Source organism: Aeromonas sp. R4-3 (genome assembly GCF_040908275.1).
In the GTDB taxonomy this organism is placed as follows: domain Bacteria; phylum Pseudomonadota; class Gammaproteobacteria; order Enterobacterales; family Aeromonadaceae; genus Aeromonas; species Aeromonas rivipollensis.
Genome location: NZ_JBFODK010000063.1, coordinates 1 through 13467 on the forward strand (window position 1 = coordinate 1; position 13467 = coordinate 13467).

At 62.0% G+C, this 13467-nt stretch carries 13 protein-coding genes; 4 read left to right on the forward strand and 9 right to left on the reverse strand.

Translation table 11 applies throughout. The features are described 5' to 3' along the window. Positions 1–110 precede the first annotated feature (110 nt). Entirely contained in the window at positions 111–290 is a 180-nt protein-coding gene (locus AB5Y91_RS20345; RefSeq protein ID WP_043762059.1) for a DUF3545 family protein, read from the reverse strand. A 193-nt stretch (positions 291–483) separates the two neighbouring features. Then, positions 484–1434, reverse strand: a complete 951-nt coding sequence (gene tal / locus AB5Y91_RS20350; protein ID WP_139745836.1) for a transaldolase — start codon at positions 1432–1434, stop codon at positions 484–486. Between the two features lie 724 nt (positions 1435–2158). Between tal and AB5Y91_RS20355 the strand changes: the two genes are divergently transcribed. From AB5Y91_RS20355 to yidZ, 4 genes are all read left to right on the forward strand, one after another. Next, a complete protein-coding gene (locus AB5Y91_RS20355; RefSeq protein WP_106887516.1) occupies positions 2159–3598 on the forward strand; it encodes a sodium:alanine symporter family protein in 1440 nt (479 codons plus the stop codon). A gap of 248 nt (positions 3599–3846) precedes the next feature. After that, the gene (gene ampC / locus AB5Y91_RS20360) at positions 3847–5004 is read left to right on the forward strand and encodes an FOX/MOX family class C beta-lactamase (RefSeq protein ID WP_368170686.1); all 1158 of its coding nucleotides are present in this window, start codon (positions 3847–3849) and stop codon (positions 5002–5004) included. A gap of 273 nt (positions 5005–5277) precedes the next feature. Further along, positions 5278–6447, forward strand: a complete 1170-nt coding sequence (locus AB5Y91_RS20365; RefSeq protein WP_368170638.1) for an MdtL family multidrug efflux MFS transporter — start codon at positions 5278–5280, stop codon at positions 6445–6447. A gap of 13 nt (positions 6448–6460) precedes the next feature. Next, a complete protein-coding gene (gene yidZ, locus AB5Y91_RS20370; protein ID WP_368170639.1) occupies positions 6461–7480 on the forward strand; it encodes an HTH-type transcriptional regulator YidZ in 1020 nt (339 codons plus the stop codon). 26 nt (positions 7481–7506) lie between these two features. Here the strand turns inward: yidZ and ruvX are convergent, their stop codons facing one another. The 7 genes from ruvX to metK all read right to left on the reverse strand — a co-directional run bounded on the left by ruvX (position 7507) and on the right by metK (position 13255). Next, complete coding sequence (ruvX, locus tag AB5Y91_RS20375; protein ID WP_025326196.1) at positions 7507–7929, reverse strand: Holliday junction resolvase RuvX; 423 nt, start codon at positions 7927–7929, stop codon at positions 7507–7509. A gap of 244 nt (positions 7930–8173) precedes the next feature. Further along, positions 8174–8728, reverse strand: a complete 555-nt coding sequence (locus AB5Y91_RS20380) for a YqgE/AlgH family protein (protein ID WP_290071317.1) — start codon at positions 8726–8728, stop codon at positions 8174–8176. Between the two features lie 195 nt (positions 8729–8923). Beyond that, a complete protein-coding gene (gene gshB / locus AB5Y91_RS20385) occupies positions 8924–9874 on the reverse strand; it encodes a glutathione synthase (protein WP_025326198.1) in 951 nt (316 codons plus the stop codon). 51 nt (positions 9875–9925) lie between these two features. Continuing rightward, positions 9926–10657 (reverse strand): 16S rRNA (uracil(1498)-N(3))-methyltransferase, encoded by a 732-nt coding sequence (gene rsmE, locus AB5Y91_RS20390; protein ID WP_111910306.1) that lies wholly within the window; start codon positions 10655–10657, stop codon positions 9926–9928. Positions 10658–10729: 72 nt separating this feature from the next. After that, positions 10730–11422, reverse strand: a complete 693-nt coding sequence (locus AB5Y91_RS20395; protein WP_368170640.1) for an endonuclease — start codon at positions 11420–11422, stop codon at positions 10730–10732. Between the two features lie 73 nt (positions 11423–11495). Continuing rightward, complete coding sequence (locus tag AB5Y91_RS20400) at positions 11496–12035, reverse strand: SprT family zinc-dependent metalloprotease (RefSeq protein WP_368170641.1); 540 nt, start codon at positions 12033–12035, stop codon at positions 11496–11498. Between the two features lie 68 nt (positions 12036–12103). After that, positions 12104–13255, reverse strand: a complete 1152-nt coding sequence (gene metK, locus AB5Y91_RS20405) for a methionine adenosyltransferase (RefSeq protein ID WP_025326202.1) — start codon at positions 13253–13255, stop codon at positions 12104–12106. Positions 13256–13467: the final 212 nt, after the last annotated feature.

Sequence of the window (13467 nt, forward strand, 5' to 3'; positions counted from 1 at the left end):
TCGGTGAGCGGCAACGTGCTGGACGAGCTGGATGTGGTGGGGGTGGCCTTCGATCAGGGGGCGGCCTGCATCCATGTGCTCTTCATCCGTCAGGGGCGACGCCGGTGACACTACAGCTCCAGTTCGTCCGAACCTTCGTAGGCGATGTCGATGGCTTGCAGCTCCTTTTGCAGGCGGTGCTTGTCTTTAAGCGCCTCTATCTCACGCCATTTACGTTTCTTTCCCGTTGTCCCGCGGCTACGTGAACCCAGCTCAACGACCTCGTCAAAATCGAAGTTGAACATGTCCATGGCTCCCTCCTTGGTTTTATGGTTTTCACCATTCGTATAACACGACGCATTTGAAAATAAAACGTTTTTATGACCAAGTTGTGACAATCGGGAAGGTGGATAAAAAAAACCGGGCTGCCCTTGCGGGAGCCCGGTTTTATCGGCGCAACACCTCCTGTGGAGGGGGTTGGCCGAGATGGCCTCGGCCCGTCTTTTACAGACGGCTGGCCAGCATGGTTTCCAGCTTGCCCTGATCGACGGCGAACATGCGAATGCCTTCGGCCAGCTTCTCGACCGCCATGGCGTCCTGGTTCAGCTCCCAGCGGAACTGTGCTTCTGTCATGGGGGTCGGTTTTGCCTTGCGCTCGCCGGTGTAGTTCAGCTTGCGCACCACGGCGCCTTCGGTCTTGCTCAGCTCTTCCAGCAGGGCAGGGCCTATGGTCAGGCGATCGCAACCGGCCAGCTCCAGGATCTCGCCGGTGTTGCGGAAGCTCGCACCCATCACCACTGTCTGGTAGTCGTGCTGCTTGTAGTAGTCGTAGATGGCGGTGACTGAGACCACGCCCGGATCTTCGCTCGCGGTGTAGTCACGGTTGTGCTTGGCCTTGTACCAGTCGAGGATGCGGCCCACGAACGGGGAGATCAGGAAGGCGCCGGCTTCGGCACAGGCACGGGCCTGGGCGAAGGAGAACAGCAGGGTCAGGTTGCACTGGATGCCCTCTTTCTCCAGGACTTCGGCGGCACGGATGCCTTCCCAGGTGGAGGCCAGCTTGATCAGGATGCGATCGTTGGTGATGCCGGCTTCGTTGTAGAGGCGGATCAGCTTGCGGGCCTTGGCGATGCTGGCGTCGGTGTCGAAGGAGAGACGGGCATCCACCTCGGTGGAGATGCGGCCCGGGACGATTTTCAGTACTTCCAGACCTATGTTGACCGCCAGCTTGTCGCCCGCGTCGATGATTTGCTGTGCCTTGTCCTGGCTCTGGGACTTGGCCCAGTTGATGGCGTCTTCGATCAGCGCCGCGTACTCGGGGATCTCGGATGCCTTCAACACCAGGGAGGGGTTGGTGGTGGCATCGATGGGCTGGTAGCGCTTGATGGCTTCGATGTCGCCGGTGTCGGCAACTACCGTGGTCAGGGCTTTCAGCTGGGTTAATTTATCGGCCATAGCAAATATCATCTCTATATGAGGGAGCAATCCCAGGGGTTGCGGGCGTGAGACGGCCGTTCTGAAATAAAATTACAAAAACCCGGCGACTCAGGCTCAGAAAAGCACGATGGGGGTGGCCCATCGCCACTGCCTGCCTAATTAATACGGATGTGGCGCTTCCTGCAATAGGGAGCCTTGTACGTGAATCACCCAGGTGGTGGGAGAGGGGGGAGCGACAGGCGGAAAGTGTCTGATAAAAAACGACTTTTACTGATTTTTTGGCAACGCCCTGCGACCGGCACAAAAGCAACTTTTTTAGTTGATTCTTCATTTTGTGCAGTGGGTCACACAAATACTCTTGTCAGATACTTGAAATTTAATTACGTGTAAAACGTTTGGCGTGACAAACCCCTGGCTGGGCGACATCAGAGGCAAACGCTTGCCTTACCGCCGCCCGTCAAGGCATCTGTTTTTATCGTCATGGGAATATCGACAAACGAGCCCCTTTCGGGTCTTATTTGTCGGCTGTAGAATTGCGCATCAAGTTTTGTTGATTATTTGCGTGCTAAATGAAGCTTTTTTGCATCAAATCGCTCGTTTTTTGTCTTTCCAGTGAGCCTAATCACTATTCTGAATTCCCTCCCTATGCTAGATTCCGCCCCTTCGGCGCAATGCTAATTCGGAAATTGACAGAGAGCGGTCAGCGCAGACTGACCATGGATGTGATAACAACGAGAGAATTATGGACACCTTGATTGCAATGATTAACGACCTGATGTGGGGAGCCGTGCTCATTTACCTGCTGATCGGGGTCGGACTCTTCTTTACCTTCCGCCTGGGGTTTATCCAGATCCGTCACTTCGGCCACATGTTCTCGGTACTGCGCAATAGCCGCAAATCCGACAGTGCCGGCATCTCCTCCTTCCAGGCCCTGTGTACCAGCCTGGCCGCCCGTGTGGGCACCGGCAACCTGGCCGGCGTGGCCGTCGCCATCTATCTGGGGGGGCCTGGCGCCATCTTCTGGATGTGGCTGATCGCCTTCATCGGCATGGCCACCGCCTTCGTCGAGAGCACCCTGGCCCAGCTCTACAAGGTCAAGGACGAAGACGGCAACTACCGTGGCGGTCCCGCCTACTACATGGAGCGTGGTCTCGGCATGCGCTGGATGGGGGTGGTCTTCTCCCTCTGTCTGTTGCTGGCATTCGGTCTGGTATTCAATGCGGTGCAGGCCAACTCCATCAGCCTGGCCATGAACGTCGCCTTCGGCATCCCTGACTGGGTCAGCGGTCTGGCACTGGTGGTGCTGTCCGGTCTCATCATCTTCGGCGGCATCCGAGGCATAGCCCGCTTCGCCGAGCTGGTGGTGCCCTTCATGGCACTGGCCTACATCTTGATGGCGCTGTTCGTGGTGGCCATGAACATCAGCGAGCTGCCCGGGGTCTTTGTTCTCATCATCAAGTCGGCCTTCGGCATCGAGCAGGCGGGTTCCGGTGCCATGGGTTACGCCATCTCCCAGGCGATGATCAACGGCATCAAGCGCGGTCTCTTCTCCAACGAAGCCGGCATGGGCTCTGCCCCCAACGCCGCCGCGACCGCGACCCCCTATCCGCCGCACCCGGCGTCCCAGGGCTATGTGCAGATGCTGGGGGTCTTCCTCGACACCATAGTCATCTGTACCTGTACTGCCGCCATCATACTGATGTCCGGCCAGTTCGAGCCGGGCTCCGGCGTCACCGGGGTCGAGCTGACCCAGCGTGCGCTCTCCTCCCAGGTCGGTGGTGGTGGCAACATCTTCATCGCGGCGGCCATCTTCTTCTTCGCCTTCACCTCCATAGTGGCGAACTACTCCTACGCCGAGACCAACCTGGTGTTCCTGGAGCACAACCACAAGGGCGGCCTGATGCTGTTCCGGATGTTCGTGCTGGGCATGGTGATGTTTGGTTCAGTGGGCGAGCTGCCGACCGTGTGGGCCCTGGCGGATGTCTCCATGGGGATGATGGCCATCGTCAACCTGATCGCCATACTGCTGCTCTCGGGGGTCGCCATCAAGCTGGCCAAGGACTACAACGATCAGCTCAAGCTGGGTCGCGTCCCCACCTTCGATGCCAACAAGTACCCGGAGATCCGCAGCCAGCTGGAAGCGGGGATCTGGGACAACCCGCCCAAGAGCAAGCAGGCCTGAGTCCTGGGTTGATCCGGTTGGGTAATGAAAGAGGGGAGCCATGGGCTCCCCTCTTCTATATGGGCCCATGCCCGCCCGGGGCTGTGGCATGGGATGACAGGGCTCACAGGAGGCGGGCTGAAGGCCTCCTTGGCAACAGCGACGAGACTTCACGCCACTTCACATCCAGCACACCTTGGCCCGTTATGCTGGCCCCATAGCTCGTCGCTGGTGCGGCGATCCCAAGCAACCGAGAGGATAGAATGACCATGCAACAACAGGTGCGGATGACATTGCTGACGGCGGGCACCCTGCTCTGGGCCGGCCTGACTCAGGCCGCTGCGGACAACCAGGGCGATCCCCTGCGCCCCCTGGTGGATGCCAGCATCCGGCCCGTGCTCAAGGAGTACAGGATCCCGGGCATGGCGGTGGCCGTGCTGAAAGATGGCAAGGCCCACTACTTCAACTATGGGGTGGCGAACCGGGAGAGCGGTGCCCCCGTGAGCGAGCAGACCCTGTTCGAGATTGGCTCGGTCAGCAAGACTCTTACGGCAACGCTTGGGGCCTACGCCGTGGTCAAGGGCGGCTTCCAGCCCGATGACAAGGTGAGTCAGCACGCCCCCTGGCTCAAAGGCACCGCCTTCGACGGCATCACCATGGCCGAACTCGCCACCTACAGCGCCGGGGGCCTGCCGCTGCAATTCCCCGACGAGGTGGATTCCACCGACAAGATGCGCGCCTACTATCGCCAATGGACGCCAGCCTACCCGGCGGGCACCCATCGCCAGTACTCCAACCCCAGCATCGGCCTGTTCGGCCACCTGGCGGCCCATAGCCTGGGGCAACCCTTTGAGCAGCTGATGAGCCAGACCCTGCTGCCCGGGCTCGGCCTGGCCCACACCTATCTCAAGGTGCCCGCGGCGGCCATGGGGAACTACGCCTATGGCTACTCGAAAGAGGACAAGCCCATCCGGGTCAACCCGGGGATCCTGGCGGACGAGGCCTATGGCATCAAGACCAGCTCGGCGGATCTGCTGGCCTTCGTCGGCGCCAATATGGCAGACGGTGGCGACGAGCCGTTGCAGCAGGCGATCGCCATGACCCACACCGGTTTCTACTCGGTGGGAACCATGACCCAGGGACTCGGCTGGGAGAGCTACCCCTATCCCGTCAGTGAAGCGGCGCTGCTGGCGGGCAACTCCCCGGCGGTGACTTACAATGCCAATCCGGTCAGCCCCGTTGCCGGGTCCCGGGAGACGGGGGAGGCGCGGCTCTACAACAAGACAGGCGCGACCAACGGCTTCGGCGCCTATGTGGCCTTCGTGCCCGCGAAGGGCGTCGGCATCGTCATGCTGGCCAACCGCAACTATCCCAATGACGCCCGCGTCAAGGCGGCCCACGCCATCCTGAGCAAGCTGGCGGAGTGACAGTTCGGCCCCGTTGATTGACATGAGTACGCCGGGATAGCCCGGCGTACTCTTCGGTGCTGCCGGCGCCATCACGCATCACCTGATGGCCCCAATGGCTTGCCCCTCGCCACCGAATTTCCAAACTGGAATCTACCGTTCGCCATCTCGTCACTAGGTGCGAGCGGGCGCCCCTCCTATAGTGCTGCGCATGTTCAACCTGTCCCCCCTGCTCCCGCCATCGACGCTGGCTGGCATGGTCTGCGTGGGCGGGCCTTTCGCAATGGAGCATCCATGGGCATTTTCCTGCTGTGCACTTTCCTGATGATCATCCTCTACCCGGTCGGGATCGATCTCTATCTGGTGGCCGTGCCCCAGATTGCCGATGCCCTGCAGGCGAGCGAGGCGCAGATCCACACCGCCTTCTCCATCTACCTGTTCGGCATGGCGGCCACTGTGCTGCTGGGGGGGATGATTGCGGATCGCCATGGCCGGCGTTGGGTGGTGGTGGGGGGCGCGCTGATTTTTGTCCTTGCCTCCCTGGTGGCTGCCAATGCTGCGGGGATCAGCCAGTTCTATCTCGGCCGATTCTGGCAGGGGGTCGGGGCGGGGGCGCTCTATATCATGACCTTTACCGTGCTGCGGGATGTGCTGAGCGAGGCGCGGCTGGCGATGGCGCTCTCCATGATCAACGGGGTGATCTGCGTCATTCCGGTGCTGGCGCCCGTGCTCGGTTATCTCATCCTGTCGCATTTCGATTGGCGCGGGATCTTCGTGGCGATGGCGCTGGTGGCCGCCGTCAGCGGTCTGGTCAACCTGCTGCTGCTCAGGGAGACTCGCCCGGCCCGCCAGCAGAGTGGCGCGACCCGGCCCCTTGCCCTGCTGGGCTCCCCTCGCTTCATGCTGCACTCGCTGCTGACCAGTGCCAGCGTGACCGCCATCCTGGTCTATGTCAGCGTCTCGCCGCTGATCCTGATGCAGGGGCTTGGCTTCACCACTGAGCAGTACTCCCTGGTGATGATGGTGATGGCCGGGGTGAGCATGTCAGCTTCCTTCCTGACCCCGCTGCTGCTGCGCTGGCTGGGCAAGCAGAGGGTGCTGGCGCTCTCCCATCTGGCCTACCTGATGGCAGCCTGCCTCCTGCTCGGCAGCTGGCAGCTGGGGGGCGACATCCCCTTGCTGTTGCCGGGCTTTGCCCTGGTCTGCATCGGCTTCTCCTGCGGCTTCGGGGTGGCGATGGGGGAGGCGCTGGCGGAGTGTCAGCACCAGGCGGCATTTGCCAGCGCCCTGCTCTGCATCATGCAGATCAGCCTCTCCGGCTTCTATATCTGGCTGCTGGGCCAGCTTGGCGTGGCCCCATCCTTGATGCTGATCTCTGCCCTGCTGTTGACCCTGCTCAGTTACCTGGCCGTCAAAGGGCTGCTACCATGGCTCGCGCTGCGCGAAGCGCGGTCGCGGGGATAAGGGGAGAGGAAAGATGCGCAACCTGGGTGAACTGGATTTGAACCTGCTGGTGGTCTTCAAGCACCTGATGCAGGAGCGCAGCGTGACAGGGGCGGCCAAGAAGCTCTGCGTCACCCCCTCGGCGGTGAGCAAGGCGCTCGCCAAGCTGCGGGACTGGTTTGACGATCCCCTCCTGGTGCGGGTACGTCAGGGGCTGCAGCCGACCCAGCTCTCCCTGACCCTGGAGGAGGAGCTCAAGGCCTGGTTCCTGTTGACGGACAGCATCACCTCCCTCAATAGCGAGGCGATCCCCGAGGGGGCCCGCTTCAGCCTGGTGATGGAGTCCCCCTTCTGCACCAGCTTCCTGAGCGAGCTGCCCATGACCATCTACCAGAAGTACCCCCACTCTGTGGTCAGGATGCTGGGGTGGGATCACCACTCCCTCAACGACATAGTCAACGGGGATGCGGATCTCGGCTTCTGCGCACGGGAGACCCACGGTCGCTCCCAGGCCAGGGTCAACCGGCTGCCCTATTACATCGATCACGAGGTGCTGTTCAGCGACAGGCCCGTGGTGTTCCTGCGTAAAGATCACCCCCTGCTCCAGCAGACCTGGTCCCTGGAGAACTTCCTGGCCTGTCCCCAGGTAAGCGTGGTGTGGGAGGCCAGCGACAGCTGGGCGCTGGATGATCTGCTGGAGGACGAGGGGCAGAGGCGGGAGGTACCCATCATGGTGGCGAGTTTCGAGCAGGCCCTGCATATCGCCTCCCAGTCGAGCCATGAGCTGATCGCGGTGGCGCCCTCCTATTGCGCTGGCTATGCCGCCAGGTACCACGACAACCTTATCGCCATGCCTCTGCCGCTCCCCGAATCACTCTACAAGCAACTTGAGATAGCCTTCATCCTGCTGTGGCACAAACGCCATAACCAGGATGCCAAGGTGATGTGGCTGCGCAATGAGACGAAGCGGCTCTATGGCCTGGCGGCGGAGGGACTTGCCCTGTTCCCATGGGGCGGGGGAGAGGCTGCGCTGGCGCCGGCGGGAGATGCCTGATGCAGGGGGCCAATGGCCCCCTGAACTCAACCGTATTGCTCTTCCATCCAGGCTTCGACGATAAGCTGGGCGGAGACTCCGTCCACGCTGCCCTTGTCGAGCGCCTTGTAGCCGCCGCGTTCGAACAGGCGGGCGCGGGCATCCGTGGTGGTGAGCCGCTCGTCCTTGAACTCCACCGGCTTGCCGAAGCGGCCATGGAGGCGGTTGCCGAACTTGCGGGCCCGCACCGTGATCTCCTGATCGGTGCCATCCATGTTCAGCGGCAGGCCGACAATGAGCAGATCCGGCTGCCACTCCTTGAGCAATTTTTCAATCTCGTCCCAATTGGGAATGCCGTCGTTGGCCTTGAGGGAACGAAGGGGTTGGGCCGTGCCCGTGAGCTCCTGGCCGATGGCGACGCCAATGCTCTTGGTGCCGTAGTCAAAGCCCATGATGCTGCGTGATGACATGGATGTCCTCGAAATAGATGAATAAAAAGATGTCGTATCCCCTCACCCTAGCCCTCTCCCGAAGGGAGAGGGAACCTGCCGAGGTTATGCTCGCTCGAATCTGGCTAACTCCGTTTTAGCTGACTGGTTGCCGCAGATATATCCGAAACGTGCCGATTTACCCCCTTCTCCCCTCGCGGGAGAAGGGCTGGGGATGAGGGGCACTAAATGGGAACTGCACCAACTAAAGAGCGTGACAAGGGATCTAACTGTGCCCCACCTGGCTGGAGAGATGCAGAGGATTGACGCCTATGCTGGCGGCGGCCTGCTGCCAGCGCTGATGAATGGGGGTGTCGAACACCAGCCTGGGGTTGGGGGGGATCACCAGCCAGGAGCCGTCCACCAGCTCCTGCTCGAGCTGCCCTGCGCTCCAGCCGGCGTAACCCAGGGCTACCAGCCAGTGGTCCGGCGCCTCGGCGGTGCCCAGGGTCTCGAGGATGTCCTTGGAGGTGGTGACCATCATCTCGTCGCTCACCTGCAGGGTGGAGTTGAAGCCGGGCCTGAAACTGTGCAGCACGAAGCCGCGATCAGCATGGACCGGACCGCCTTGCAGTACCGGCTGCTTCATCTCGGCGGTGGCAGGGGGGCTCAGCTTGAGCTTGGTCAGCATGGCGTCCAGGGACATGTCCACCGGGATGTTGACCACCAGTCCCATGGCTCCCTCGCTGCTGTGCTCGCACAGATAGACCAGGGAGCGTTCGAAGTAGACGTCCGTGAGGCTCGGCATGGCGAGCAAAAAGTGGTTTTGCAGTGTTTGCATAGATATCAAAGAGTGCAAAGGTATTTGGGGTGATTATGGCAGTTGACGGCGGCGGGCAAAACCGCTTTTTCGCGTAGAAAAGCCGGAAGTCCGGGGGCTGGCTCACATCGTCGCGCAACAGAAAAGAGCAGGGGCCGCGCTGGCCCCTGTGGTGTCACTGCCTGGGTGACGGCCTCGAGGGGGCGTCTCCTGGGGTTATTTTCCCAGCCGGCGTTCGATGGCATCCATCAGCATGCCGGTGATATGCACCGGGAAGGCCGCCTCGATTTCACGGATGCAGGTCGGGCTGGTGACGTTAATCTCGGTCAGCCGGTCGCCTATGATGTCGAGCCCGACGAAGATGAGTCCCTTCTCTTTGAGAGTGGGGCCGACCGCACGGGCGATGGCCCAGTCCGCCTCGCTCAAGGGACGCGCCTCGCCGCGGCCGCCGGCCGCCAGGTTGCCACGGGTCTCTCCCTGGGCCGGGATGCGGGCCAGGCAGTAGGGCACTGGCTCGCCGTCCACCACCAGCACCCGCTTGTCGCCATCCTTGATGGCGGGCAGGAAGGTCTGGGCCATGCAGTACTGGCTGCCGTGGGCGGTGAGGGTCTCGATGATGACCCCCACGTTGGCGTCATCTTCCTTCATGCGGAAGATGGAGGCGCCGCCCATGCCGTCCAGGGGCTTCAGGATCACGTCCTTGTGCTCGGCGTGGAAGGCGCGCAGCTTGTCGGCGCGGCGAGTGACCAGGGTGGTCGGGGTGTGCTCGGCAAACCAGGCGGTGTAGAGCTTCTCGTTGGCGTCGCGCAGACTCTGGGGCTTGTTGACGATGAGGCAACCCTCGTCCTCGGCCCGCTCCAGCATATAGGTGGCGTAGATGAACTCGGTGTCGAAGGGGGGATCCTTGCGCATCAGGATCACGTCCAGACTGGACAGCGGCTGATCGACCACCTCCCCCAGGCTGAACCAGTGGGCGTAGTCATGCTTGACGGTGAGCGGACGCATGGTGCCGAAGGCGCGCCCCGCCTGCATGTAGAGATCCTTCATCTCCAGATAGAAGAGCTCGTAGCCGCGCTTTTGCGCCTCTTCGAGCATGGCGAAGCTGGAGTCCTTTTTGATGTTGATGGCCGAGATGGGGTCCATCACTATGCCGAGTTTGATGGTCATCCGAGATTCCTTCTGGTGGCTCGATTGCGAGTGAGATTCTTAAAACCTGTTTCAGGCGAGATCGCCGAAGCGGCACTGCAGCGCCGTAATGGCGGTCAGGGCGGCGGTTTCGGTGCGCAGCACCCGCGGCCCCAGCAGCATCTCCTTGAAATCCTCTTGCACGGTACGGGCGATCTCGTCGCTGGACAAGCCCCCTTCCGGGCCGATCAGCAGCCGCACACCGTGTTCGGGTACCGGCAGGGTATTGATGCTGTAAGGGGCGCGCGGGTGCAGGTTTAGCTTGAGCTCTTTGGTCTCTTCCGCCAGCCAGGCGTCCAGCTCCATCGGCATGCGCACCTCTGGCACCACATTGCGGCCGCACTGCTCGCAGGCGCTGATCACCACCTTCTGCCACTGTTCGCGTTTCTTCTCCAGCCGATCGGCGGGCAGCTTGACGCCGCAGCGCTCGGAGAAGAGCGGGGTGATGCAGGTGACGCCCAGCTCCACGGATTTCTGGATGGTGAAGTCCATCTTGTCGCCACGGCTGATCACCTGGCCCAGATGGATGGCGAAGGGGGACTCCACCGAGCGGGCCTCGCAACTGTCGATGCGCACATCCACCGATTTCTTGCCGACGCCTGTGATGGTGGCGGCATATTGGTTGCCGTCGCCGTTGAACAGCTCGAGCTGCTGACCCGGCTGCATGCGCAGCACCCGGCCGATGTGGTTGGCACCGTCTTCCGACAGGGCGAGAGTCTGGCCCACCTGCAGGGCGGCCGGTTCATAGATACGTGGAATGCGCATGGCTGATCACAATCTCTTGGCTTGAACGCGTTTCATGATAGGAAGGGGGTGTCCCTTCCCTGTCAAATGGGGCTATTGGCACTGCTTTTCAATGAAGGGGTTGGTATTGCCCTGCAGTTTGCCGATGCGGAGGTTGCGCTCGCACTCCCAGCGGTCGGCCGGGTACTGCCTGTCCCAGGCCTCGAACAGTTTACGCTGTTGGGCGGCCAGGCGCAGCCCATACTGCTGGCCCATGTAGAGGTAGGCGCGGGCTATCTGGCCGCGTACCGGCCCCTTGGGCGGCTGCACCCGGCGATCCTTGAAGTCCACCAGCATCTGGCACTTGCCGTACTGGTTCGGCTTGCCGTTCCAGTCGGAGAAGCGGTAGTTGGCCCGATCGCCGTTCACCTCGCCGATGGCGGGGAAGAGGTTGTGCATGTCCCCCTCCATCTTGTTGAACTCGTCGCTCTTGCCGCAATTCTTGCGTCCGCCCTCTTGCCAGCACTGGAGCTGGTGGCCGAACTCCCAGGCGGGGACCACGTGCTCCCACTCGATGCGAGAGGCGCGATTGGCCTGCTTGCGCGGCAGGTAGCCGCAGCTCTCCCAGTCGGGGGCCATCTGCTTGCCGCTGAACTTGATGTTGCAGCCGCAATAGAAGGTGGTGGGGTGGCTCTGGTAGAGCTTGTTCAGATCCTGCTTGGCGGCGCGAAAGGTCTGGGGGGCCTCGGCATGGGCCGGGGCACTGACCAGCAGGGCTAGGCAGAGGGAAATCAGAGAGCGAAACATGAAGATCCTTGGCAATGAAACATTTGGCTGAAGAAGCTGCGCACCCTAACACAGGGGCGCGACACGGGTTGACTCAATCCGCTGGCGAGCCCAGCTGCAACACCAGGGGCTGGCGACAGCGGCGGCAGTGATAGCGGGCCTCGCCGCGCACCACCTTGTTGTGACGACGCACCGAGAGCCGATGCTGCTGGCAGGCGCACGCATAGGCATGGGTGCGCTGGGCCAGCACGGCGAGATCGAAGCTGTGGGTAGTGTTGGGAGCGAGCGCGAACACATCCCGCATCACCGACTGCCATTGGCGGCCGTGGGGCAGCACCCGGGACTTGCCGCGCCCTTCTCCCCAGAGGGCATAGACCAGCAGGTGCGCCACCTCGTGGGGCACCACCTCGGCCAGAAAGGCCTGCTGGTTGGCCTCATAGAGCGCCGGGTTGAAGCGCAGCTCCCAGGTTTGCAACCGCGCCGACCCCGCCGCCCGGCCCCGCATGTTGCAGTGGATCTGCGGGCGCGGGAAGGAACGGCCGAGGCGCGCCTCCGCCTGTACAAAGCAGGCGTCGACCCGCTGGTGCAGCAGCTGGAGCAGGGAAGCGTCGAGTTGGGATCTGGTGGCAGACATCGAGGTCTCGTCGGGTAGCGGATAAGCAAAAGGGGAGCCAGGCTCCCCTTTTATCACAACGGCCAGCCTTACAGACCGGCGGCGTCGCGCAGCAGAGCGGCCTTGTCGGTCTTCTCCCAGGGGAACTCGTCACGGCCGAAGTGGCCGTAGGCGGCGGTCGCCTGGTAGATGGGACGCTTGAGATCCAGCATCTCGATGAGGCCGTAGGGACGCAGTTCGAAGAACTCGCGCACCAGCTTGACCAGCAGCTCCTCGGCGACCTTGCCGGTGCCGAAGGTCTCGACGCTGATGGAGGTCGGCTCGGCCACGCCGATGGCGTAGGAAACCTGGACTTCACAGCGGGCAGCCAGACCGGCGGCGACTATGTTCTTGGCGACATAGCGGGCGGCGTAGGCGGCGGAACGGTCAACCTTGGACGGATCCTTGCCGGAGAAGGCGCCACCACCGTGACGGGCCATGCCGCCGTAGGTGTCGACGATGATCTTGCGACCGGTCAGACCGCAGTCACCCATGGGGCCACCGATGACGAAACGGCCGGTCGGGTTGATGAAGTACTTGGTGTCCTTGGTGATCCACTCGGCCGGCAGCACCGGCTTGATGATCTCCTCGCGCACCGCTTCCACCAGATCTTTGTGGCTGATGGAGTCGCAATGCTGGGTGGAGAGCACCACGGCATCCACACCCAGGATCTTGCCTTCGTTGTCGTAGGCGAAGGTCAGCTGGCTCTTGGCATCCGGGCGCAGCCACGGCAGGGTGCCGTTCTTGCGCACTTCGGCCTGGCGTTTCACCAGCAGGTGGGAGTAGGTGATGGGGGCCGGCATCAGCACGTCGGTTTCGTTGGTGGCGTAGCCGAACATCAGGCCTTGGTCACCGGCGCCCTGCTCCAGCGGATCGGTACGATCGACGCCCTGGTTGATGTCCGGGGACTGCTTGCCGATGGCGTTCAGCACGGCGCAGGAGTCGGCATCGAAGCCCATGTCGGAGTGGGTGTAACCTATCTCGCGCACTGTGTCGCGCACGATCTGCTCGATGTCGACCCAGGCAGAGGTGGTTACTTCGCCGGCCACCATCACCATGCCGGTCTTGACCAGGGTCTCGCAGGCGACGCGCGCCTTGGTGTCTTGCACCAGGATGGCGTCCAGCACCGCATCGGAGATCTGGTCGGCGATTTTATCGGGATGGCCTTCGGAGACCGACTCGGAAGTAAACAGCTTTGCCATGATTGGTTCTCGATTCGTATGGGGTTATCGCCTTGGCCATAACCGGAAAATGACGGTATGTCTGTAGAGGTATCTACATCTGGACGTCTATTTTAATTAGGTCACAGGGTGATTGCCAGCACTATTTGGGGTTGGACCCGCCCGGACCAAGGCTGAGGGGGCAACCACCCCGATGGGGGTAAGGGAGGGTACGGATTGAATCGTTTTCCCGG